At 48.5% G+C, this 24,675-nt stretch carries 19 protein-coding genes and 2 pseudogenes; 8 read left to right on the forward strand and 13 right to left on the reverse strand.

Translation table 11 applies throughout. The features are described from left to right. Positions 1-8 precede the first annotated feature (8 nt). The 4 genes from trpA to xseA form a co-directional block, all read right to left on the reverse strand. Positions 9-785, reverse strand: a complete 777-nt coding sequence (trpA, locus tag MCON_RS07760; protein ID WP_013719446.1) for a tryptophan synthase subunit alpha — start codon at positions 783-785, stop codon at positions 9-11. After that, positions 772-1,953: a tryptophan synthase subunit beta gene (gene trpB, locus MCON_RS07765; protein ID WP_013719447.1), complete on the reverse strand. Its 1,182-nt coding sequence runs from the start codon at positions 1,951-1,953 to the stop codon at positions 772-774. Before trpB ends, trpA begins: the two co-directional genes overlap by 14 nt. 97 nt (positions 1,954-2,050) lie before the next feature. Then, a complete protein-coding gene (gene xseB / locus MCON_RS07770) occupies positions 2,051-2,260 on the reverse strand; it encodes an exodeoxyribonuclease VII small subunit (RefSeq protein WP_013719448.1) in 210 nt (69 codons plus the stop codon). Further along, positions 2,257-3,462 carry an exodeoxyribonuclease VII large subunit gene (xseA, locus tag MCON_RS07775; protein WP_013719449.1) on the reverse strand — a complete coding sequence of 402 codons (1,206 nt, stop codon included), beginning with the start codon at positions 3,460-3,462 and terminating at the stop codon, positions 2,257-2,259. The genes xseB and xseA overlap by 4 nt, the downstream gene beginning before the upstream one ends. 118 nt (positions 3,463-3,580) lie before the next feature. Here xseA and MCON_RS07780 point away from each other — a divergent pair, with 118 nt between their 5' ends. From MCON_RS07780 to MCON_RS07795, 4 genes are read left to right on the forward strand one after another with little or no spacing between them, the layout of a single operon-like run. Beyond that, entirely contained in the window at positions 3,581-4,276 is a 696-nt protein-coding gene (locus tag MCON_RS07780) for an energy-coupling factor ABC transporter permease (RefSeq protein ID WP_048132137.1), read from the forward strand. Further along, positions 4,273-4,596: an energy-coupling factor ABC transporter substrate-binding protein gene (locus MCON_RS07785; protein ID WP_013719451.1), complete on the forward strand. Its 324-nt coding sequence runs from the start codon at positions 4,273-4,275 to the stop codon at positions 4,594-4,596. Before MCON_RS07780 ends, MCON_RS07785 begins: the two co-directional genes overlap by 4 nt. Continuing rightward, positions 4,589-5,383 (forward strand): cobalt ECF transporter T component CbiQ, encoded by a 795-nt coding sequence (cbiQ, locus tag MCON_RS07790; protein ID WP_013719452.1) that lies wholly within the window; start codon positions 4,589-4,591, stop codon positions 5,381-5,383. The genes MCON_RS07785 and cbiQ overlap by 8 nt, the downstream gene beginning before the upstream one ends. A 2-nt stretch (positions 5,384-5,385) precedes the next feature. Beyond that, positions 5,386-6,609 (forward strand): energy-coupling factor ABC transporter ATP-binding protein, encoded by a 1,224-nt coding sequence (locus MCON_RS07795; protein ID WP_013719453.1) that lies wholly within the window; start codon positions 5,386-5,388, stop codon positions 6,607-6,609. Positions 6,610-6,946: 337 nt separating this feature from the next. Here the strand turns inward: MCON_RS07795 and larB are convergent, their stop codons facing one another. Next, positions 6,947-7,786 (reverse strand): nickel pincer cofactor biosynthesis protein LarB, encoded by an 840-nt coding sequence (gene larB, locus MCON_RS07800; RefSeq protein ID WP_013719454.1) that lies wholly within the window; start codon positions 7,784-7,786, stop codon positions 6,947-6,949. Positions 7,787-7,800: 14 nt separating this feature from the next. Here larB and MCON_RS07805 point away from each other — a divergent pair, with 14 nt between their 5' ends. Both MCON_RS07805 and MCON_RS07810 read left to right on the forward strand, forming a co-directional pair. Beyond that, a complete protein-coding gene (locus MCON_RS07805; protein WP_013719455.1) occupies positions 7,801-9,018 on the forward strand; it encodes an endonuclease Q family protein in 1,218 nt (405 codons plus the stop codon). Beyond that, the gene (locus MCON_RS07810) at positions 9,008-9,874 is read left to right on the forward strand and encodes a hypothetical protein (RefSeq protein ID WP_013719456.1); all 867 of its coding nucleotides are present in this window, start codon (positions 9,008-9,010) and stop codon (positions 9,872-9,874) included. The genes MCON_RS07805 and MCON_RS07810 overlap by 11 nt, the downstream gene beginning before the upstream one ends. Positions 9,875-9,890: 16 nt before the next feature. On the opposite strand, the gene MCON_RS07815 is transcribed toward MCON_RS07810, so the two are convergent. After that, a complete protein-coding gene (locus MCON_RS07815) occupies positions 9,891-11,747 on the reverse strand; it encodes a glycosyltransferase family 2 protein (RefSeq protein ID WP_013719457.1) in 1,857 nt (618 codons plus the stop codon). 244 nt (positions 11,748-11,991) lie between these two features. Beyond that, positions 11,992-15,726: a glycosyltransferase gene (locus MCON_RS15195; protein WP_052297545.1), complete on the reverse strand. Its 3,735-nt coding sequence runs from the start codon at positions 15,724-15,726 to the stop codon at positions 11,992-11,994. A 517-nt stretch (positions 15,727-16,243) separates the two neighbouring features. Here MCON_RS15195 and MCON_RS07830 point away from each other — a divergent pair. Beyond that, a complete protein-coding gene (locus tag MCON_RS07830; protein WP_013719459.1) occupies positions 16,244-17,761 on the forward strand; it encodes an ArnT family glycosyltransferase in 1,518 nt (505 codons plus the stop codon). A gap of 89 nt (positions 17,762-17,850) precedes the next feature. Here MCON_RS07830 and MCON_RS07835 read toward each other — a convergent pair whose 3' ends face one another. The 4 genes and pseudogenes from MCON_RS07835 to MCON_RS16660 form a co-directional block, all read right to left on the reverse strand. After that, positions 17,851-18,783: a glycosyltransferase family 2 protein gene (locus tag MCON_RS07835; RefSeq protein ID WP_013719460.1), complete on the reverse strand. Its 933-nt coding sequence runs from the start codon at positions 18,781-18,783 to the stop codon at positions 17,851-17,853. 11 nt (positions 18,784-18,794) lie between these two features. Then, entirely contained in the window at positions 18,795-19,751 is a 957-nt protein-coding gene (locus MCON_RS07840; protein ID WP_013719461.1) for an SDR family oxidoreductase, read from the reverse strand. Between the two features lie 269 nt (positions 19,752-20,020). Beyond that, a complete protein-coding gene (locus MCON_RS07845; RefSeq protein ID WP_013719462.1) occupies positions 20,021-20,662 on the reverse strand; it encodes a class I SAM-dependent methyltransferase in 642 nt (213 codons plus the stop codon). Positions 20,663-20,917: 255 nt separating this feature from the next. Next, positions 20,918-21,073: pseudogene (locus MCON_RS16660) on the reverse strand (IS3-like element ISMco1 family transposase); the annotation flags it as partial. A gap of 173 nt (positions 21,074-21,246) precedes the next feature. Here MCON_RS16660 and MCON_RS15200 point away from each other — a divergent pair. Then, positions 21,247-22,053 (forward strand): class I SAM-dependent methyltransferase, encoded by an 807-nt coding sequence (locus tag MCON_RS15200; protein ID WP_052297546.1) that lies wholly within the window; start codon positions 21,247-21,249, stop codon positions 22,051-22,053. Between the two features lie 49 nt (positions 22,054-22,102). On the opposite strand, the gene MCON_RS07855 is transcribed toward MCON_RS15200, so the two are convergent. Further along, positions 22,103-23,077, reverse strand: coding sequence for a lysylphosphatidylglycerol synthase transmembrane domain-containing protein (locus MCON_RS07855; RefSeq protein WP_013719465.1), 975 nt, complete (start codon positions 23,075-23,077; stop codon positions 22,103-22,105). Between the two features lie 84 nt (positions 23,078-23,161). Beyond that, a pseudogene (locus MCON_RS07860) lies at positions 23,162-24,366 on the reverse strand (IS3 family transposase). Positions 24,367-24,675 lie beyond the last annotated feature (309 nt).

The following is a 24,675-nucleotide window of genomic DNA, read 5'->3' on the forward strand; positions in this document are numbered from 1 at the left end:
AGTCCCAGCTATTGCAGCCTTGCTCTCCCCGCAGCTTTTACCGCCTTTTTCATCTCCCCAACCAATGCCTCCAGCTCATCGATCCTGCCCCTGGCGATCAGGTCCACGCAGGCCGATCCCACTATGGCGGCATCGGCACCCGCCCGGATGACCTCAGCCGCCTGGTCAGGGGTGGAGATGCCGAATCCCACCGCCTTTGGCTTTTTTCCCGGCACCCGAAGGATGAGGTCTCTTGTATCCTGCAAGACCTCGCTTCTCGCCCCGGTGACGCCGGTCCTGGCCACCAGATAGAGAAAGCCGCCCGTCTCTTCAGCGATCAGATCGATCCGTGCGGGGGGCGTGTTTGGTGCCACCAGGTAGATCAGGTCCACGCCGTGCTTGCCGCAGGCCTCTTTCAGGGGCGCGGCCTCCTCCGGGGGCAGGTCGGGAACGATCATGCCGGTGATGCCACAGCGGGCACAGTCCCGGGCAAACCTCTCCAGGCCCCGGGCATAGACCATATTGTAGTAACCCATGAATACCTTGGGGACGGGCACATCAGCCTCTTCTGCCACCTGGAAGTATACATCGGTGTTCATCCCCGCAGCGATAGCCCTTTGCGCTGCCGCCTGGATGGTCGGACCGTCCGCTATAGGGTCTGAATGGGGGAGCCCCAGCTCGATGATATCCGCTCCCGCCCTCACAAGCCGGCGCACCAGCTCGGGGGTGGCACCGGGCGACGGGTCTCCTGAGCAGAGATAGACGATCAGCAGGGGCCCTTTCTCGAAGGCCTCAGTTATTCTCATAGTCCATCACCGTAGCCAGGTCCTTATCTCCCCGGCCGGAGACATTGATGATCACAAGATCGCCCAGTGATTCAGGCTCTCTTAATGCATAGCCGATGGCATGAGCCGACTCCAGTGCGGGGATGATCCCCTCCAGCCGGGATAGGGCGCGGAATCCCTCTAGAGCGGTCCTGTCGTCCGCCAGCCTGGGAAGGACGCGTCCCTTCTCCGCCAGGAATGCCAGCTCCGGACCCACTCCGGGATAGTCAAGGCCTGCTGCCACTGAGTAGGATTCCAGTATCTGGCCGTATGGGTCCTGGAGGATCTTGGTGAGGGCACCATGCAGTATTCCGTCTGTGCCGTAGCCCAAAGATGCGCCGTTGTCTGCCATCTTGTCGCTCATCCCCGGGCCTCGACCTCCTGCCTCCACTGCGATCAGCCTCACATCGTCCTTCAGGAATGGAGTGAAGATGCCCATGGCATTGCTCCCTCCACCCACGCAGGCCACAATGCTATCCGGCAGACGACCTTCCGCCTCCAGGATCTGCTCCCGGGCCTCCTGGCCGATCACGCTCTGAAAGTCCCTGACCATCGAGGGGAAGGGATGAGCGCCGGCGGCGGTTCCCAGCAGATAGTGGGTGTGCTCGAAGCTGGAGGCCCAGTCCCTCAAAGCCTCGTTTATGGCGTCCTTCAGAGTCCTGGAGCCGGAGCGGACCGGTATCACCTCTGCTCCCATCAGCTCCATCCGGTAGACGTTCATCTTCTGCCTCTCGATGTCCACCTCACCCATGTAGACCTGGGTCTCAAAGCCCAGTTTTGCCCCCACGATGGCCGTGGCCACGCCATGCTGGCCGGCTCCGGTCTCGGCGATCAGGCGGGTCTTGCCCATATTCTTTGCCACCAGAGCCTGGCCAAGGGTGTTGTTGAGCTTATGAGCCCCACCGTGCATCAGGTCCTCCCTCTTTAGATACACCCGGCAGCCCAGCTTCCGGCTGAGGTTGGGGGCAAGATAAAGCGATGTGGGCCGGCCGGCGAAGTCCTTTTGGAGAGCTTTCAGCTCATCTTGAAATTGGGGGCTCTTCTTGAGCCGGTCATAGGCAATAGAGAGGTCGGCCAAGGGAGCCACCAGGGTCTCGGGGACGAAGAGGCCGCCATACCTCCCGAACTTGACTGCGAAATTATCGATCATCATACTGCTCAACGAATCACCAGCTAAATGGTTTAATGCACGAATTAATACTATGATGTATAAAAAAGTACATCCTAGATCTTATTTAAGCTTTGCCTCAGAGCAGATCGGAGGGCAGCTCGCCGGTCAGGCACTCAATCCTCCTCTGGGCACTATCCAGTCGAAGGTTGCACACCCGGACCAGCCTCATGCCTCGTTCATACAGCTCCAGGCTCTTCTCCAGGCTCATCTTCCCCTCCTCCAGCTCCGAGACTATTCTCTCCAGTTCCTCCAGTGCATCCTCCAGCCCCACTTCCTCTATGCTCATCCATCCATCTCCTTCTCGTCGATGCATTCCAAAATCCGGCATCTCAACGCACCCCGACCCAAGATCAACTCAACCTCCTCTCCGGGGAGGACATCATCCCAGGCCACGACCAGCCCCTTCTTCGAGCGGACCAGGGCATAGCCTCGCTGCAATGTGGCGCGCGGTCCCACCGCTGCCAGCTTGCCCTTGGCCGCGTCCAGCCTGGTCTTTCGCGCCTTAAGCATCTCAGCCTGGGCCAGATCCAGCCCATCGCTCAGGTGGTCCAAACGCTGCCTGAGATCTCCGGTTATGGAGTACATCCTCGAAGGGGAGAGGCTGCGCTGGATATACTCCAGACGCTCCTCCTTTCTCTCCAGGCTTGTCCAAAGGGCGCGCATAATCCGAACCTGGCTCTGCTCCAGCCTGATCTTCAGATCCGCCACATCCGGCACTGCAATCTTCGCGGCAGCGGTTGGGGTTGCCGCCCGCATATCGGCCGCGAAGTCGGTGATGGTCACATCCGTCTCATGGCCCACGGCGGAGATCACCGGACTGTCGCATGCGAAGACTGCTCTTGCCACCACCTCCGAGTTGAAGCACCACAGGTCCTCGGCTGAGCCGCCTCCGCGACAGACGATGATCAGGTCCGTCCTGCCCTGCAGGGCGAGAAGTGCAGAGACGATGCTCTCCTCAGCCTTCTCCCCCTGGACCCTGGCCGGAGAGATTATGATCCTTGCTGGATAGGGGCCGATGGTGCGCACTACGTCCCTCAGCGCTGCACCCTGCAGAGAGGTGACAATCCCTATCCTCTCCGGATAGAGGGGAAGAGGACGCTTCTGCTCCTGATCGAAGAGCCCCTCTTCCCCCAGCTTCTTTTTCAAGGCCTCGAACTGCAAAAACCGAAAGCCAAGACCGGCATCCCTCTTAATGGCCCTGGCCACCAGCTGCACTCTCCCCTGAGGACGGTAGACCGCCACATCCCCAAACAAGAGGACATTCATGCCATTTCTCAATTCCGTCTCCACCTGGCCAATGTTCCCTTTGAAGAGGACGCAGGAGATCTGGGAATCCCGGTCCTTCAGGGTGAAGTACATATGGCCGGAGCGGTGATGGACGAAGTTGGATACCTCTCCTTGCGCCCAGAGATCATGCAGGCGGGGATCGTTCTCCAGACGCTCTCGAATTCTCTCATTGAGGTTGGTGACAGTGAATATCTGGGTCAATGATCTCCTTTTATAGAGCGGATTATTTAAGAGCATTTCTCAATTTATTAAATTAATCTGGTCATAACGCAAAGAAAGTTTATATGCTAGAATATCCCTGCTGCACACGGGTGTTGTGATGCATATAATGGAAGGCTTTCTTCCCCATCCCTGGTGGGAGATCTGGCTCATTATCTCTTTGCCGGTGGTGGCCTGGGGCGTTTATAAGATGAACAAGATGGTCAAGGAAAACCGGGAGATATTGCCCCTGCTCGCTGTATCTGGGGCCTTCGTCTTCGTTCTCTCATCCCTTAAGATGCCCTCAGTCACTGGGAGCTGCTCACACCCCACGGGGACGGGCATGGGAGCGATCCTCTTTGGACCATGGATAACCGCAGTCCTTTCGGCAATCGTGCTGATCTATCAGGCCCTATTCCTCGCTCATGGCGGCTTGACTACTCTTGGGGCCAACATCTTCTCCATGGGCATCGCTGGTCCTCTGATCGGATATCTGGTCTTCGTTCTTGCCAAGAGGTCTGGGCTTAATATGTACCTCTCTGTCTTCCTGGCGGCCATGCTAGCCGACTGGACCACATATGTGGTGACCTCAATGCAGCTCGCCCTGGCTTTTCCCGCCGCCTCGGGTGGGGTTGTGGCCTCCTTCCAGGCTTTCATGGCCATATTCGCCATCACCCAGGTTCCATTAGCCGTAGTGGAGGGAGCGGTGACTGCGCTGATGTTCAAATATCTTGTCCGGCTCAGGGGCGACATCCTGGTGAAGCTCAACGTGGCCAGTGCCTCCGCCATCAAATTGCTCCGGGAGGCTGCTACATGAAGCTGGAGATAATCGTCCTGGTGGTTGTTGCCCTTTTTACTGCCATCTTCGTCTACCAGAGCACCAGCGGAGAGCACGAGTGGGCAGGGGCGGACGATCAATCGGAGAAGGTCATCGATGAATTGACCGGAGGGACTTATGAGCCCTGGTCAAGTCCCCTATGGGAGCCGCCGAGCGGCGAGATCGAGAGCCTTCTCTTTGCCCTCCAGGCGGCCATAGGGAGCCTGGTCATCGGCTATTTCCTGGGATACTACAGAGGTTTGATGAGAAAGAAAGGCGAGCAGAGAGACGGGGACTGGGAAGCAAGATCTGATGCATGATCTCCTGGATGACTGGGCCCAGTGCAATGCCCTGAGAGAGACCAGCGCCCATCTTAAGCTATTCCTTGGCCTGGGAGCGATCATAATCTGCGTCTCCTCGGTCACGCCACCCGCGCCCGTATTCGTCGCCGCGAGCATGAGCCTTATCATCCTGATCCTGGCTAAAATCCCCATTCGCATCTACTCCCGGCTCCTCCTTCTCCCCCTCTCCTTTGCTCTGCTCAGCTCAACGGTGGTGGCCCTGATGCATGGCTCTGGAGAGATGCTCTATTCCATGCAGCTCTTCGGCCTGGAGATAGGGATCCGAGTGGATGGGGCAGCTTTGGCCCTGCTCCTCATCGCCCGGACCTTCGGCGGCATGTGCTCATTGTTCTTCATCGCCCTCACCACCCCCATGATCGAGATTTTCGCCGTCCTCAAGTCGCTTCGGATTCCCGAATCGGTGATAGAGCTCTCTATGATGATCTACCGATACATATTTGTCTTTCTCGATCAGGCAGCGATGATACACAGCGCCCAGGTGATGCGACTGGGGGACCTGGGCACCAGGAGTTCCCTCAACTCCTTCTCCATGCTTGCCAGCGTTCTATTCCTCAGATCCTGGGAGCAGGGAGAGAGGCTGATCGTGGCCATGGACGCCCGCTGCTACGACGGCCGGCTCGATCTCATGGAAGAGAGAAAAGGAGCGGGAGCATTAGAGATAGCAGCCACTGCGGCCTTTTTGGCCTTGGCCCTGGCGATCAGCCTTATGACTGGAGAAGAAGGGATTCTAAGGATGGGAGGGTGAGAATGGCCACGATCCTGGAGACCAGGGGGATAGAATACGCCTATGCCGACGGCACGCGGGCCCTTAGCAATGTCAGCCTCACAATAGGGGAGGGCAGAAAGATTGCCCTGGTGGGCCCCAATGGAGCGGGAAAGTCCACCCTGATGCTGATGTTCAATGGGATCTTAAGGCCGGATGCAGGTGAGGTTCTATTCCGGAATGAGAGGCTGGATTATGACTCCCGATCATTGCGAAAGGTAAGGCAAAGGGTGGGAATGGTCTTCCAGAACTCCGATGATCAGCTCTTTGCCCCAACCGTCTACCAGGATGTGGCCTTCGGGCCGGTGAACTTGAGGTTCCCTCCTGAGAAGGTGAAAAGGTATGTGGGCTATGCCCTGCAGTATGTCGGCCTATCCGGATACGAGCGCCGCCCTCCCCATCATCTGAGCGGCGGGGAGAAGAAGAGGGCGGCCATTGCGGGAATTCTGGCCATGGAGCCGGAGGTGATGATCCTGGACGAGCCCACCTCAAACCTCGATCCCGCCACATCAGAGGAGATCATGGAGATGCTCGATGAGCTTAACCTGGGGGGAAAGACATTGATCATCTCCACCCACGATGTGGACCTGGCCTATCGCTGGGCGGATGAGGTGGTGCTGATGAAGGACGGTGGATTGCTCCGCCGGGGCTCGGCTGAGGAGGTGTTCGGCGATTTGGAGCTGGTCCGTGATGCCAGGCTGAAGCCCCCAATGGTGGTGGATCTATATCAGGAGCTTGTGAACAGAGGGCTGGCAGAGGGCAAGAAGCCTCCAAAGAGCATTCTTGAGCTATGCGACTCTCTGGAGGGGGGCGAGAGGAGGTGTGCTGTCCAGGGGGCGAAGAGGGGCACGATCTACGTCTGCGATGCCGATGAGCTTCTTTTAGAGAATGCAGATGAGCTGGTAGGGAAAGTGGATGCAGATTATACCGGAGCCATGGGGACCAGGGCCAAGCTGATGGCAGAAGAGGCCAAAATCCGGGTGGACTTCACCTACGGGGTGATAGACAAATGCATCCTCAAGGCGCTTGCAGGCAAGAGCTGCCTGGTCTTGACCTCTCAGGGAATGATGGGCCAGGTTCAAAAGAGGATAGAGGCCTATTCTCAGCAGTCCGGAGAAGAGATAAATTCAGTCGATCTCTCCTCAGGCAGCAACGGGCGCTCTTTGCCAATAGATCGCGATTTTGTCGGGACCAAAAGCCTTAAGTAAAATTAATTTGCATAAAGTAAAGTGTAATGGAATAGCGTATGAAGGAATAGTCTGCTATTCCGTGCGTCCATTCAGCACCAAGGCGGAGCATCCCTGCAAGGCAGACTCCGCCCTGGATCTCCCCAGAGTGCCATGTTTCTAACTATATTATACTTATTTTTAAATACACTATTAGCCGATTCCAAAAGCCTGGATAAGACGCATGGATTCATGAACTTTGCAGTAGCGGCGGTAATAGCTAGAGCGGGTAGGGGAGTGGGGGTTAGTAAAAAAGATGAGTATACCCGCTCAAGGCAAACGAGCCTTTTTATGGTATAAATACCTTCCTAGAAATAATTTAAGACTGTTTCTCTTTATGAGCTTTTTGTCTGGCGATCTTGGCGGCATATGCTCCCGCCACAAATCCCGCATCCACATTTACCACCGTCAGGACGGAGCAGGACTGGAGCATCGAATAGAGGGCAGCCTTTCCCCCACCGCCAATTCCGTATCCAGTGGAGACGGGAAGGCCGATGACCGGAGCGTTCACCAGTCCCGCTACCACCGCGGGAAGGGTGCCCTCTCGACCTGCCGCCACGACAAATGCATCCGCATCCGCCATCCTCTCTAGACACGGAAAGAGGCGGTGGATGCCTGCCACCCCCACATCATACTCTCTGAGCACCTGGCAGCCCATCTCCTCCGCTACCACCCTCGCCTCCTCAGCCACGGGGATGTCTGCAGTTCCTGCCGCCAGGATGGCCACCCTGCCCGCTTGCGCCGGCCGATCAGCAGAGCGGATGACCACCGTCCTGGCGCGAGGATTGTGCTCAAAGACGCTCTTAGGGGGAAGCTTGGCCGATCTCAATACCACCAGCTGCTCGGAGGACACACGGGTTATGATCACGCTCCCCGTCTCCTCCAGATGGGCAAGGGATATGGCCAGAAGATCGGACTTGTCCTTTCCCTCGGCGAGGATCGCCTCCGGTATGCCAATGCGATTTGATCGGCAGATATCCAGCTTTGCCACCTCGCCCACGGTGCGATAATCCCTGACCCGAATCTGCTTTAGGGCCTCCTCCAGGGAAATCTCTCCCCGGCGGTAGCTCTCCAGGATCTCTCTGTTGCTCTCCATTTTCTCATCCGGTAATGGAGCCATGAGCATAAAGGGTTTATCCCTCTCCGAGAAGATCTTCATCAGGAGTTGGGAAGATGCTAGTCAATCTCGATCTGCACATTCATTCCCGCTATTCGATGGCTGTATCCGGCGACATGGAGCTGGGGCAGATCGCAAAGGGGGCGGCGCATAAAGGGGTGAAGATAGTGGGCACTGGAGACTGCCTGCACCCTCTGTGGCTCGAATCCATCAAAAAGCTGCCGGAGGATGATGGGCTGAGGAGGCAGGGGGATACTCTCTTTCTCCTGAGCGTGGAGGTGGAGGATTCGAAGAGGGTCCATCATCTCATTCTCCTGCCGGACACCGGCAAAGCGGAGGAGCTGGCGGAGGGATTTTCACCCCATTCGGGCAACCTGCATCAGGATGGCAGGCCGCGGTTGCATATGAGCGGGGCCCAGATCGCCGACCTGGTGTTTGAAGCGGAGGGCCTCATTGGGCCCGCTCATGCCTTCACCCCATGGACGGGGATGTATGCTTACCATCGGTCCCTATCTGAATGCTACCAGGAGAAGGCGGACCGGATTCGATTCATTGAGCTTGGACTGAGCGCGGACAGCGATTATGCGGACAGGATTGCGGAGCTCTCGGACAAGACCTTTCTCTCCAACTCCGATGCCCATTCACCTCGCACCAATAAGCTGGCCAGAGAGTTCAATCAGATGGAGGTGGAGGAGTGCAGCTACCGGGAGATAGCTTTGGCCATCTGCAGGGAGAAGGGAAGAGGACCGACGCTCAATGCCGGTTTTTTCCCGGGAGAGGGAAAGTATAACCGCACGGCCTGCACCCGCTGCTTTCATCACTTCAGCGCAAAAGAGATGAATGATCTCATGGGACGCTGCTCCCATTGCCAGGGGCTGATCAAGCTGGGGGTGGCTGACCGAATCGATCTATTGGCCGACTACGAAGGGCCCCAGCATCCCTCTCATCGGCCCCCTTACTTGCACCTCATTCCTCTGGCAGAGATCATCGCCCTCGCCCTGGGCTACAAGAGCCCGATGACGGTGGGGGTGCAGAGGCTGTACGCGGCCATGACAGAGGATAAGACTGAGATTGAGGTATTGCTGAACGAGCATCTCGGGGAGCTGGAGGCGGCAAAAGTCGAGCCGAAGGTGATCAGGGCCATTGAGGCCTTCCGCAACGGCGGAGTGGAGGTTCTGCCCGGCGGAGGAGGAAAATACGGAGAGATCCGGCTTTTAGCTTCGAAGAAAGCCGGGGGAGAAAGAGAATCGCAGAGGTCCCTTTTTGATTTTTAATAAGATTGAGACGGATCGCGTCTGTATTGTAATCGCCTCATTGCTCTTATCGGCCTTGATCCTATCCGCTAATGCCGAGAGGATAACCACCACCGTGGGAACCAATAACACCGACTGGTCCATTGCCCGGCAGAGCGATAGCATAAAATTCGATTACTCGCAGTACGTCCAGGGAAGCATATCCCCGGTTGAGTACCGCGGGCGCTCACTTGAGCCCTATCATTCCAGCTATGAGGAGGTGGATGTAAATGATCTTCGCTTGCGTGCCAGGACCTCTGCCCGAAAGGGCGATTATGCCTCAGAAGGGCTGATTCTCCTTCGAGCGGACTCTGCAAATTCCAGCGAATTCGTCCTTTCAATTGAAAACGGCACCTTTATGGGCGAATTTGTCGAGGAATGGCCGGCCATTCTCCGATCCAGCAAATCCCTGAGGTACTCCGGCCTGGGAATCAACAGCCGGGAGTATGCAGGGAACAATCTTGATTATGCCGGGTCCAGCCTGCTTTATAATAGTGAGCTCTCCAAGGATTCAGGTATAGATATGCTGCTCACCAGGATGAATGCCACTGTGCAGGGCATTTCTCTTTCTCCCGATGATACCGTTCTCTCCGCCCAGTTCATGCCCACAAAGGAGACATATTATAGCATTACGACGTCCTCCACTGGCATCGCCGACTTCAAATATGGCTTCTTTAGCCCCAATGCCGGGTTGAAGAAATCGATCTATCCTATGGCCAGCGAGGGAGAGGAGAGGTACTACGGAGATTACAATATCTCCAGGAGCATCCATATGAAGTCGGACTTCCCGCGGTATGAAGAGGAGGATGATTGGATATCGTGCTGCTCTGCAGGCTAATCTATATCAAGATCAGTTATCGCCAAGATACAAATGGCAGGATGTCGTAGCTGTCGAGGGGAAGATTGGGATTGTAGTAGGGATCACCCCCTTTTATATATTCTTGCCATCTTTCTATGAAGCGCTTTGTGTCATTGGGGTGAGGATCGAATGAAAACGATCGTCCCCTGGTAGCAGATTCGTAATGGAGCAGTTCTGCATAGGGAGTAAATAGGTTTTCGTATCCCAACTCCCTCACCCGGAGGCAAAGATCGACGTCTCCAAAGCCAATCTCAAACCTTTCGTCAAATCCGCCTACCTCATTAAAAATCGATTTTCGAAGCATCATGCAGGCTGCGGTGACTGCACTATAATTTCTGATGGATACAAAATGGCCCATATAGCCAATGTCATTTGAATGCAACCACTTATATATATGCTCTGCCCGTCCACCCCAGCCGACAACCACTCCCACATGCTGTATTTTTCTATCTGGATAAAGCAGCTTGGCCCCCACACAACCGATCTCGTCTCTCTGCGATTGTTCAAGCATCGCTTCCAGCCAATCGGAGTTTAATACTTCTATATCGTTATTCAAAAAGAGCAGATGCTCTCCACGGGCAAATTCAGCGGCATAATTATTCAACTTAGAGTAATTAAATTTCTCATTGAACTTTATAATCCTATATGATTTCCCTAGACCATCCAGATATGCGGCGGTTTCCTCCTCCTGGCTCATGTTATCTACTATTATAATTTCATAATTATCATAAGACGATCTGTTTTGGATGCTTTCAATGCACCTCTTCAAAAGGTCAATGCGATCTTTGGTCGGAATTATGATGCTGATCTTGGGGCGATCGAGGATATCTCTCTTCAGCCTGAAAAAATTAAAGTTCTTTGTGCCCCAGACCACTCCCTTGATTCCCTCTCTGTCTGCGAAGTCCTGGAGAGCTCTTCTGCTGGACTCCATCACTCTTTCCTTGAGCAGATGCCCGGTGCTCGATTCGTACTGACGCCATCTGTACAGGATTTTGGGTATGTGCAGGACATTTCTGGTCTGGGAGAGGACCCTTAAAAATAAATCGTAGTCCTGGGATACTTTAAACTCGGCTCTGAATCCACCGATCTTTTTCAAAATGCTCGCCCTTATGACAACAAAATGAACGATATAGCAATGAGATAGCATATAATCTAGAGAGAAATCTGGCCTGAAATAAGCAAATACTGGCTTTCCCCGCTTGGAAATAAGGATCTCATCGCTATATATAAAATCGGCGCTGGCATTTCGGTTCAGCATCAGAACAACCTCATATAAGGCATTTGGAAGGAGCTGATCATCATGATCCAGAAATCCGATAAATTCCCCGCTGGCCATAGCGAGGGCCTCGTTTGAAGCTCCAGAGACGCCCTGGTTCTCATTCAGATACTTGACCTTGATCCGGGCGTCCTTTTGCTGATAGCAATTTAGAGTCTCTTTTATATGCGGTTGATCTGATCCATCATCCGCAATACAAAGCTCCCAGTTATCATATATCTGATGTAAAACAGATTCGATGGAACTTCTAAGCCATTCTTCTCTGGTGTTTAATACTGGAACTATTATGCTGATCTTGGGCCGGTACTCAAAGCTCGCACATTGGATGCGCATATCCTCCAGTTCTTTTCCAGACGGCTCTTTGGGCGGATTCTTTTTTTGAGATAATTTTCTGCGCATATATATTTGGGACCTTTCCACAAAGCTTTGCATACCGTCTTCGGCGATGATATGACTGGACCTTGCGGCCAACTCGTATATGCCCCTTCGCCCTGTGCCCGGTGCGAAAAGCAGGTCGACCAAGTATTCATGGCACCTGGCTATTATTTTTCCCGCTCCTATGTCCTTTAATGCCATCTAACACCTTGTCCCATGAGCATGACCATCGGCCTTGAGAGGGTACATCCAGTTATTGATATAATCATAAAGCTTGCCAGGTTGCCTGTATTCATCTCGACCATTCTTGGTATTGCTGTGCTCGTGCGGTTGATGCTCAATTCACATTTTTCTATGAATATATACAAAATAAATAGTTGACGCCATTTTCATTCACTCGAATAATAGGCACGTTAATGTGACCTCTCTTTTTGATTAGATATCACTAAATAAAAATAGCTTTAAGCATATTCAGCGCCGCTAATTCGGCAGGAAATCGACAGACATCGATGATGGATTGAGAGCACATCTTTTTCCTTAATTTCTCATCATTTATTAATTTCTCAAGAGCATCAGTGCATGATCGCCTATCTGTCGTATCGATCAAAAATCCATTTATTCCATCCTTTACGAAATCCTGGCAACCCCCATTTCTCGGAACTATTACCGCAGAGCCACATGCCATTGCTTCTAATGCAGTCAATCCCATTGCCTGATATGTTGAAAAGTCCACGAAGATATCGATTTCATTGAATAAATGCGGCATCCATTCTCGTTTTAGCACCCCCATATGATTAATTGGAATATCTCTACAGGGGTTCAATGATAAGAAGTCATCATTAGAGCATCCAAAGGTAATGATATTTATTTTATCTCCATATAGTTTTTTGATTTCCTCAAGAATTTCCAAGGTAAAGCGAGGATTTCTGCGTGGAGTCGATGGCCTAATCATTGCTCCAATAAATATATCATTTGATTTGTGCAATCTTTCTCTTGGTCTGAATAGATCTATATCAACGCTCGGCCCTATAATCTGACAGTCAATTCCCATATTCGACATAACCTTATTTTTATTCCAGCTTGTTTTTGTCACATTCTTTATTCTTGGTATCTTCATGTAAGATTCCCACGCCAGATTGTATTCTCGAGACCCCTTTGGGTAAAAATCTGGTTCAAAGTCCTGAATGTAATATGCCAGGGTAATGTCGCTGCTATTAAGCGATGCAATCCAATATACGGAATTGTTTATAGTAGCTATAACCGCATCAAAGTCCGCGGCAATTAAAGGGACCTCATTAATGCTCCCATAAATGACAGGAATCCTCAAATCGGGAAAACTCTGCTGGAATTTAACTCCATGTTCTGTTAAATTAAACAGGCTTACCCTCACACCCATTTCAATCAAAGCATATGCTTCTTGGATGATGACATAAGCACCTCCTGTCGGCTCCATTATTGGAAGAATTATCAGCAGACTTTTGCCCTTGAAGAGCTTTTTCCCTTCCTCCAATAACCCGTGCCGATGCCATAGAACATCCGCTCGGGCTCTAATACCGGCCATTGCTCTATTACCCTTACATTCGGAGACACCCTTAGAGACTTCCTGGATGCCATGTTTGTCGATTAATATTTTGCCTGCCCGGTCACACAATTTCTTTCTTCTATCATCAGAATAGCTGCGGGATTGCTTATGATAAATGTAAACATCATCGGCAACAGCTAAATGCCATTGCGTTTTTCTTGCCTGAATACAGTAATCATTCTCCTCACCATAGCCTGCCCCGAAACTATCCTCATCAAAATATCCTATTTGATTTATTAATTCTCTTTTAATTAAAAGACAAAATCCATTGAGGAATGGTATTTTGGGATAGCAACGACATGAATACTTCCCAATAAGATCAGCCATCATATGGATAGATATATTTTCAGGCAAATCATTGGATGCCCAATCGCCGCACGATTCTATTTTCGGGACTGACTGCCATGAAGCGGTATTCGACAATGGGCCGACGATTCCAATTCGTTCATCTGATTCGGCGCATTCTAGCATTCTATCCAGCCAATCGGCAGAAACGATAGTATCGCTATTTAGCAGGATCACATATTTGCCAGTTGAGTTTCTCAAACCTTGATTTGCCGCAAAAGTATATCCTCTAGCAACATCATTTCTTAACAAGAAAGCATCGTGATGCAATGCGAAATCCTGCAAGAACGATTTAGTGGTTTCATCGCTTCCATCATCAACCAAAATCAGTGTATAAATATGTGGAGAATATTTTATTACTGACATCAAGCATGATTTTACATCATCTAATGCATTATGTATGCAGATGACGATATCCACATTCTTCTCATAATGTCTCTTCACTTCAAGAGCTATCCCCCAGTTTCTGTGAAAGGAGTGCAATTGAATTAAGAAATCATCCATAACAGTCTCACGAAAGGTATTTTCTGGGTTTTCAGACTCTTTATGAGCTATGGAACAATAGTATGCATTTCTTGATCGATACTCCTGCAGTAGAGTGCTGAATCCATCATTTGCAAGAATCCTCATCGCCTTTAACCCAAGATCATACCATCTCCGGCGCTTGCTTTCATGAGGCAAGGCTCGTTCTATGACACTGTTATTAAATCTATTGGTAATTATCCATGAAATGCTCCTCTTAATTTCCGCGATCTCAATATCCAATACATGAGCACGATATCTTGCCAAATGGAGTTGACTGATCAGCTCAGATTTTTCTTTATTTAGCGACTGGAGTTGACTGATCAGCTCAGATTTTTCTTTATTTTGCGATATTTCGTGCTCATGTAATATCTGGTCAATTCTAAACTGATGGTAGTAAGAAAATGACAACATAGCATCAGAAATGCTCTCATTGAGTTCCATTTCATCTGCATGCAATTCACAAGTCTTCTTGATAATTATCTCTAGAGACTTTTTAAATTTATCAGGATCTTTGGTCCGCAAAGAGGAGATCCTATTTTCAATGACATCTCCCGTATAATATTGTATACGCTCGCTCGTTACACTCCAGATATGACAAGGCTGGCTGGCAAAGGTGAGTCTTCTTATCATATCCCAATCTATGAGTATATCTAGATCCTCATCGTATAAGCCGACCTTATTAAGAAGGCATCTCCTATGAAGAATACATTTATGATTTATATAATTTTTTAATATGAGCATTGATGGCGACACATCATTTCTAAATTCAAAATATCTATTTATTTCTCTGCCAAATTCATCTATACATACCTCGTACCAGTCATTATAAATAAAGTCGCACCCCTGATCTATGGCTGCATTTATAAGAACCTCCAGATGCATAGGATAAAGAATATCATCATCATCCAGATAGCCGATGAAATCTCCCGAAGAGCGATTAATACCTACATTTAAAGAGTGCGATTTCCCTTTATGATCACTGCATATATATTTAATTCTGCTATCGCTAAATTCATCGATTATATCCTTGATATCTTCGCCACCATCGTTAACCACAATCAGATTCCAATTTTGGTATGTTTGATATATCACGCTCTCTATTGCCCTTCGAATCGATCCTCTGCCATTGAACGTGGGCATGATAATATCTATTTTATTTTTTTTCTTTCTTTTTTTATCATGCTTGTGGACAAAGATACTGCAAACATGCCATTTTTCAGATGGCAAATCATGCCATGTTACCTTCCTGGTATACTGCATGAGCTCAGCATTAATTACTTCTTTAGAGATGGATTTAGCATTTTCTCCGCTTGAGATACGATCCCAATTTTCAGCTAAAACAATTATTCTACCGCCATTTTTAATGACTCTAACAGCTTCCTCGAGAATTTTCTTTAGGTCAATTGCAGTATGCAACGCCTCTGCAATGATGGCGCTATCAAATGAGCTGTCGCGAAATGATAAATTTGTGCCCCCTGCAATCAGAAATTGAATTTTATTAGATATATTTGATCCGATTGTAGATCCATCATAAAAGGGTACACCTGCACCATTTGCATAGGTTCCAACGACATCAAATCCTATTTTTGCGCTTTCTAAACACAAACTACAATTTTCTTTGCATCCCAGGATCAGAACTCTCTGGCCTTCGATTAGGTGCGATAGTAGATGGATATAGGCGGATTCAGATTCGTCCATCTTCTGAGCAGATCTATTAATCTCTTGCATCTATATCAGCCTTTTATAGCTTTAAATGCCAGATATGCCTATGAAACGATGTATTTATATTTTGAAATAGAGAAATGGCTTTCCATACAGACATGCTAACCAAATCACCCCTAGATTTAACCAAAAATTCATCATAACCAGAATTACCATTATTATTTCTTGGCCAGCTTGAGGAACAACTAATAAGCCATGCTTTGCATCTTTTCCCTCTGAGAGATTATAGAATTCTACAATCATGCGATTTCCTATTTTCATTCGCTTAACCTTATCGAAGACTCTGCATAGATGCTAATATATCTTTCCCATGTGCATTCGCTCTAAAGACAATTCTTCGAATTATTCCTTCTAAGGGTAAAATGGCAACAATGATCGGTAGACAAAATTAAATTTTATTCGCTAAATCAAATGTGCCTGGAAGGCACAGTCCATCAAATCAAACAATAACTTTAAAACCCAGGAATTGAATAAAAAATGTGTGCATCCAGGGCTCTCGCCAAGGATACTTGGAGAAGATTAGATGGATAAAGTCTGGCTTGCTGTGTGTGCGATATTTCTCCTCTGCCTATCATTTAGGACAATGGATCTTGGAACTGGCCTCACTACAGATGAGATATTGTGGATCGATAGGGCGCCGAGTTTCATTGAAGCAATATTATCGCATCAGTGGGATCAGACCTACAAAGTCCCACATCCTGGAGTGGTTACGATGTGGCTTTCTGGCATCTCTATTAAAATCTTTGATGGCTCTGGCTTTCCTGAAAAGCTATCATTTGCCAGGGCACCCACAGTTATGGTAACATCTTTATCAATCATATTGATATTTTATTTTATTCGAGTATTATTTAATACAAAGATCGCGCTCCTATCTGCCACATTGATCTCTTTAGACCCATTTTTATTAGCCCATTCAAGGCTGATCCATTTAGATGCTATGCTCACCACATTTATGCTTCTGTGTCTATTGTCTCTGATGTCATTTCTTAAAAAGCCAAGAAAAGAATTTTTGATAATGACTGGAATCTTTTTAGGCCTTGCGATTCTGACGAAGATGCCGGCAATCTTCCTTCTGGCGTTTATGCCATTTGTTGTCTTCTTTTTATCAAATGACACTATGGCAAAGTCATTTAATTATGTAATATTCATTATCATACTTGCAGCAATGACTTTCTTTCTGTTTTGGCCAGCCATGTGGGTCAGTCCAATCGATACACTAATGAAAATGGCATTCGATCAGCAAAGTGGATTGGATATCGTAGTCAAGAACCCTCATGGCAGCGGTTTTTTTTTGGGAAGAATTGATGACGGCAGTCATGGACCTCTATTCTATCCGGTTTCATTCTTAATGATGGAAACTCCAATCACTCTTCTGTTCCTGCCAATATTTCTGGTTATGTTCATAAAAAAATTATTTAAAAATGGCTTAGATTATGTTAATAAAAATTTGATTGTACTCTGCCTATACATTATACTTTTCGCTGCGCAAATGATCTTAAGCTTAAAGGCCTTTCCAAGATATATATTGCCTGTTTTTCCGGTTGTCGATATTATAGTGGCTATCGGAATGTATTGTTTTTTTAGAGTACATATAAATAAGAAATCTGTATTCTATTTGCTGATGAGCGGCATAATTCTTGTTCATTTGGTACTAATCATACCAATATCTCCATATTTCTTGTCTTACACCAATCCAGTTATATTTGGGGGGCCGAGCAATGCGCCAAATATGATTTTGATGGGATGGGGAGAAGGTAATGACTTGGCAGCGAATTATCTAAATCAAAAGCCAGACGCACAGAACCTTACCGTTGCGGTCGATTATTATGGTTTTGATCAATACTTCATCGGTAAGACTACCTCATTAAATGAGAGTGTCGATTTCATTGGCGGCGTAGACTACATAGTATTCTATATTTCTGCGTTACAAAGAAACTGGAGTATGGCTGCTTGGGACTATTATAAGACGAAGGAACCAGAAATGGCTATCGAACTGAATGGAATTGATTATTGCTACATATATAAAACCAGCAAGCAATAGGGACTTTATCTAATTAAGCTCTTCCCAATCTAAATCCATTCCCAGCATTTGCCCGATATCATTCTCAAAAGGCCACAACACAGTTTCGCCTAAACTACTCTCTCCACCAGATAGTTTTTCCTCCCATTCTGGCCATAGTATATCTTGACCATTATGTCCGCCAGGATTCCTGTGGTTATGAACTGCACCCCCATTATGGCCATCAGTATGGAGGAGATGAATAGCGGCCTGTCTGCCAGCTGTGCCCCAAAGATCATCTTCTCGGCGACAAGATAAGTGACAACAATGCCACCAACCGCTGCCAGGATCCCCCCCAAAATTCCGAATATATGCACCGGCCTGAATGAATATCTCTGCCAGAATGCCACCACTACCAGATCAAAAAATCCTCTGGTCAGCCGCCTCCAATTGTACTTGGTCTGGCCGCGATACCTCTCATGATGAACCACCTTATGCTCATCCACCTTGAATCCCCGCCAGGTGAGAAGAGCGGGAATGTAGCGATGCATCTCTCCATAAAGGTCCAGATCCCTGACGCTCTCCTTCCGGTATACGCGCAATGTGCAACCCGAGTCGTGAATGGACTCGCCGGTCAGATTTCTTCTCAGGCCATTGGCAAATCGCGACAGGATCTTCTTGTGAAACTTATCCTGCCTCTGATAACGCCAGCCACAAACCACATCCAGATCTAAATCGTTCAGCTTCTTTACCATATCTGGGATGTCCTGAGGATCATTCTGCAGATCAGCATCAAGAGTCGCTATAATCTCACCCTGCGCATAATCAAAGCCAGCATGAATCGCCGCCGTCTGCCCGAAGTTCCGCCGGAATTTCACTATTTTGATGCTTTCATTATTTTTTTTAATTTCCAGGAGCCTGGCATAAGATCCATCCGTAGATCCATCATCGATGAAAAGCACTTCATAGCTCTCTCTCATGGAATCCAGGACATCGATAAGCCTCCTGTAAAGCTCCTGGATATTCTCTTCTTCATTATATAATGGAATAACAATTGAAATCATGGGCACGCCTTTCAACCTTTTGCTCCCGGAGAATTCCTCGTTGTGAGCCATTTTATATATCTCTTGAGGCCTTCCTCGATGCCCACCTTGGAGGACCATCCCAATTTCACCTTAGCCCTATCAGTATTGGCCCAGGTATGCTGGGCATCACCCCTGGCATCCTCGCGGAAGACAATCTTCGAGCGGCTCCCTGTAAGCTGGATTATGAGCTCTGCCAGCTCTTTGACGCTAATTCTGTGCCCGCTGCCGATATTGAAGACGCCCCTATTGCATTTCATTGCCAGAGCATTGGCACAGACTACATCATCGATATAGGTAAAATCCCTAGTCTTCTCCCCTGGCCCGAAGATCTCCAGGGGCAGGTCCTGCAGCGCCCTGTTGGCGAAGATGCTTATTGCCAGATCAGGCCTCATCCTCGGCCCATAGACGGTGAAGTATCTCAAGGATACCGTCTCCAGGCCGTAAATCTCACTGAATATCCGGCAGTATTCCTCGGCCATCAGCTTCGAGAGGCCATATGGGGAGACCGGCACCCTGGGATGAGACTCATCAAAGGGGAGGTACTTAACCTTTCCATAAATGGAGGAGGATGAAGCATATACAAGCCTCTTAACGCCGCAATCAAGAGCTGCCTGGAGGATATTCAATGTTCCCATAGTGTTGATCTCATGCACTTTGATCGGATCTTTCACCGATGCCCTAACTCCAGCTTGAGCCGCCAGATGGAAGACGCAATCCGCACCATTGAGCGCCTTATGCACCATATCACGATCCAGGATATCTCCTTTCAGGAGGGTGAAATTCTCCTTGTTCTTAAATCGAGTCACATTGTCTCGCTTTATCGCAGGATCATAATAATTATCGAAATTGTCCAGGCACAGGACATCATGCCCATCATTAATGAATCGTTCTACTAGGTATGAGCCGATAAAGCCCGCCCCGCCTGTTACTACAATAGAGTTGCCCATTCTCCTACCAAGATCAGAAAGCGTCTCTACGTATTTAAGGATAGTCGGAAAAGGATATCTAACACGCCCATCCTGAAAGTAATTATATGTAATTTAAGGGGTGCCTTGGATTAATCAAAAAATGTACGAAGAGGATGGTCGTTCATCTAAAAGAGATACACCGATTCCTAGTGAATAGGCCCTCCGAATCACGATTTTTTGTTTTTCATCGGGAACAGCGAAGAGCCTCTATCTTGTCTTTGGTCTGAGGACGTTAATGCCTCCATATTCTACGAAGGACTATAACCACAGCTACAGCTAGGGTCTAAGCAGAGGAGGGGATTCATCTTCAACAGGTAAGGAATACCCTCAAAGATACTTTTATGTGGAAAACTATCTAATTCTGGATGGATAACTCTTTTAAAGTACCTGCTTAAGAACCTATATAGGCTGTCCGCATTGTACTCTATTTTATGCGCAGACCAATCAGGAGAGAAATTGATCTTGGGAGCGCCGCACGGAGTAGAAAATAGCATGAAACCGCAATGGTTCACAATGTTCTCCAAAGTGATTTCTCTATGAGGTATGTGTTCCAGTGTGTCAAAAGAGATGATGCAATCATAGTCTCCCAGATCCCATTTCATGAGGTCTCCCAGGATGAAGCGCAAATTCGGGGCCTGATAAGCACTCCTGGCATAGTTAATCGCGTTGAGATCATAATCAGCACCTATGATTTGAGAGTCGGGCAACGCCTGGGCAATCATTTTGCTGCCATAGCCTGCGCCACAGGCGATGTCTATTAAAGTCTTTGGCTGCATGTCTTTTAGGACGGCTACAGCCCATTTATAGCGGATTAAGTGATGGACACCGAGCAGGCTATTTTCTGCCAAGTATTCTCTTATGCTTTTTTGTGGAACAAAATAATCGCTCATTTAGACCACCAACCGCGGCTACATGTGCCATGTGACCTCTACCCAGCAACTTCTCTATCGATCCTCATATAAACGCCGATCGCTGCCCCGCCACTATCGCCCGACGCTCCAGGATAAAATCGCAAGGCATTCCGGCTCGCCTGAAGTGAGTCATAAACCAACGGCGGCAACAGTGCAGGCCGAACTTATCTGCCAGCTTCATGTGTCACCAGTTAAGCCCACCATTGGAGTGAACCCCTGATAGTAGACAGGAAGTTAAGCAACGGTATTTAAAACAACCTCCAATTCGAACTGATCCGGAGACATGTAATCCAGTGCCGAATGCAGTCTCTTCTTGCTGTAAACCTTCTCAATGAAATGCCAAATGTATTCATAGGCATCTTCAAATGTTCCGTATTCATTAAGAGGCACAGGACATCATCCCCTCATTGGAGTTTCAGAACTCCTCCACGTATATAAAAGTAGTCAAAATGGGGATAGCAAAATAGACAAGCCATAGCAATGAGTGCCTACACTTGACCTGATCAGGGTCTCAACCAGAGATCCAACAGGATTTATTATCCAGAAGGCGAAAGGCAGTAAATATGGCGGGTGCCCAAAGCATGCCTCACTTAGCAGATGGATCTCTGGTAGATCATCTCATTATGGTCGACGAATTTGAAGCAAGAGATTTCCGCTGGAAGAATCTGCGTCTTTTAGTGAAAGAGCATCTCGACCGCTCCCTGAAAGGAGAGAAGTCTAGCATAAAGATCCTTGATCTAGGATGTGGTACCGGGCATTTAGCTCTGGATCTCATCCGAGAGGGATATCATGTCTCTGCTGCAGATGTCTCAAAGGAGCTGGTGAACTTTGCCAATCGCAAAGCTCAGGAGGCAGGATTCGAGCTGAATGCCGTCCAGAGGGATATTCAGGAGCTGCTGTATAGAGATGCTTTTGATGCTGTCGTCTGCCTGGATGTGCTGGAACATGTTGGAGATGACCGCCTTGCCCTGGCAAATATCTATCAGGCTCTCAGATCCGGCGGGATCATGATATGCGCCGTGCCGGCATTGAGCGCCCTATATGGAAAGAGGGATGAGCGCATAGGCCACTACCGGAGATACGACAGAGAGGTTCTCTTGCAGTTGATCAAATCAATGGGTTTTTCTATATGCGCAATCAGGTACTGGAACAGCCTTGGCCTGTTAATGGTGGCCATATTCGAGAAGATCCTTCGTAGGGAGGTCTATGAGAAGAACAGATATTCCCAATCATACCTGAATAGGTCCCTGAATGCTCTTTTAGATCGCTGGTTCGGCCTGGTTGAGAACCGGATTCATCCCCCGCTGGGCCTCACGCTAATAGCAGTGGTGAGAAAACCTAGCCATTCACCTGATCAGAGAAATGGCTAATATCAGGCTCGGCACCTATACGACTCAATGACATCAGCTGGTAGATAGCTCAACCTTCCTGGTCAGTCAGCTTTATCATCGCCAATCCATAAAATCCCAGCACCAGGTAATACGCCATTTGTACGATATAGTAGCCAAAAGCCGATATGATCGCCTGGTCGAGGGGAATTCCCAGGGGCAAGAAGACCAGGGTCCATAAGCCCTGGCTCGTTCCTAGTCCTGCGATTCCGTATATTGGCAGGAGGGTAGAGAGCACAGTGAAGGTCGAGCCCATAACAATTATCGGCATTGGAATGTCAAAGTGCATCCCCCTTATTACCAGAAAAACAACAAAAAAATTGGCTGCCCAGATGATAAACGAGGAAGCCAATATAAGAAGTGCAATTTTTGCATTTCTTAATTTCTGCATGGATTGAACCATCTCTTTCAGATTAGATATCAGATATATAGCAGTGGCATTTCTGGCCAATCCCATCCTATCCAGGGCGCAGGAGAATGAAATTGAGAGCCATTCTCCTCCATAAAAGAGCATCAATAACAGAATCAAGCAAAAGATCATAAAGAGGGATATGGGGATTAGGATGCTTTTCATCCCCCCCAGCCGATCGCCTATCATCCATGCCGAGGCCAGGAAGAGGGTGCCGATGGCAATGAAGTCGAAGATGCGGGATAAGATGAGGGTGGAGGCTCCGGTGATGGCATTCTTATTATGCAGCTTCTTGAGCATATAGATGTAAGACAGCTCTCCTGTTCTCATCGGCGCTAGATTGTTCATCATATTGTAGATACACACCAAGTTAAAGAGAGGGAAGAGCTTAATCTCCTGGTCCAATAAGATATGAAACCTCAGCGCTCTGAATATATTGCATAGCAAGTATAGAATAAAGCCGCCTGCCAGATATGAAGCATCGATGCCTTTGAGTGTGCTGATTATATCGTGCGGATCTATCTGAGACAGGAGCAGATAGAGCAATACTGCCGTGACTGTAGCTGCGGCAATCAGGGCTTGATTTTTCTTATCCATGTGCAAACAATGGACTGCACCCCTGATAATGGACAAATAGTTAAGCAATGGTATTGGACTGCACCCCTGATAATGGACAAATAGTTAAGCAATGGTATTTAAGGCAACCTCCACTTCGAACTGAACCGGAGATCTGTAATTGAGAGCTGAATGCAGCCTCTTATGGTTGTACACATTTTCAATAAAGTTGCATATGTTCCTGAATGCATCTTCAAATGTCTCATATTCATTGAGATATACCTCCTCGACCTTCAGTGTTTTTATAAAACTCTCAGCAAAAGCATTGTCATAAGGATTTCCTTTTCTCGACATGCTGATCTGGATGTCATGCGCCTTAAGACAGTCTACATAATCCTTGGACGCATACTGAACGCCTTGATCAGAATGATGAATAAGACCCTCAAGGGATTCCTTGGAACGGTTCTTCAATGCCTTTGCCAGAGCACTCATGGCCAGATCGCTTCTTATGCTCCTGCTCAGCTCCCACCCGATGCACTTTCTGCTGTAGAGATCCAGGATAACCGCGAGAAAGATATGCTCGTGCTGCAGCTGGACATAAGTGATATCAGAAGCCCATGCCTGGTTCAGTCCCGTGATTTCCCTGCCTTTTAGAAGGTTAGGATAGACCGGCAGACCATGAGTGGAATCGGTTGTTACCGGCTTGAACTTCTTCTTATAGCAAAGCAACTTCTCCTGGCGCATGAGCCTCAGCACGCGCTTATGGTTGACCGCATAGCCGCGATTTTGAAGTTCTGCTGTAATTCTCCTGTACCCGTAATAAGGAAACTCCAAAGCTATCTCTTGAATCTGGTTAACCAGATCCGAAGATTCGCTATTCTCCGCAGTGAACTTTTCGGACCGCTTCAACCACTCGTAGTAACCGCTGCGACTCACATCCAGCGCCAAGCAGGAGTGAGATATTGGCAACAGAAGGCCATCTGATTGAGCTTCCTGAATGATCATATGTCGTCCCTCAACATCGGCTTTCGTCTCTCCTCGCGGACCTTCTTCTGGGTCATGGCGAAGGCTTTTTTTAAAAGGTCAATTTCAGCATGAGCCTGGCCCAGAAGTCTCTCCAATTCTGCAATCTTCGCCTGATCTTTGTACTTGTTTCCGTTACCCATGAATGCTTTTTCGGGATTTTCAGCCAGCTCTGCCTTCCATCGGCAAGGAAGACTCGGATGGATGCCATATTCGCGGGCGATCTGAGCAAGTGGCTTGCCTGCCTCAAGTTCGGCTAATACTGATATCTTGAAGTCCCGGTCGTAACGCCGCCTGGTCTTCTTCATGCACTTCCCTCCATGAGTCGGCATTGCTTAACTTTTTGTCCACTCGGAGGGGTTCACTCCACAACGCTGTTCTTAGAATTCACCTTTAACTATTAAGAACCATTGACTCCATAGCGCTCTTATCAATTGGGGGTTTTCTTATCAATTTTATAGGACATCTTCAATCGAAAGAGCATAATTAAAATCAAACTGCGCGCGGCCACCTCATCTTAAAGGTAGGGGGAATTCATGACCCTCCGCGCACCCGATGTATCAAACACACATTTATCAAAAATATGGGGATCAAGTTCTGCCCGGAACTGACCCCCC

This window comes from Methanothrix soehngenii GP6, from assembly GCF_000204415.1.
GTDB classification, from domain to species: Archaea; Halobacteriota; Methanosarcinia; order Methanotrichales; family Methanotrichaceae; genus Methanothrix; species Methanothrix soehngenii.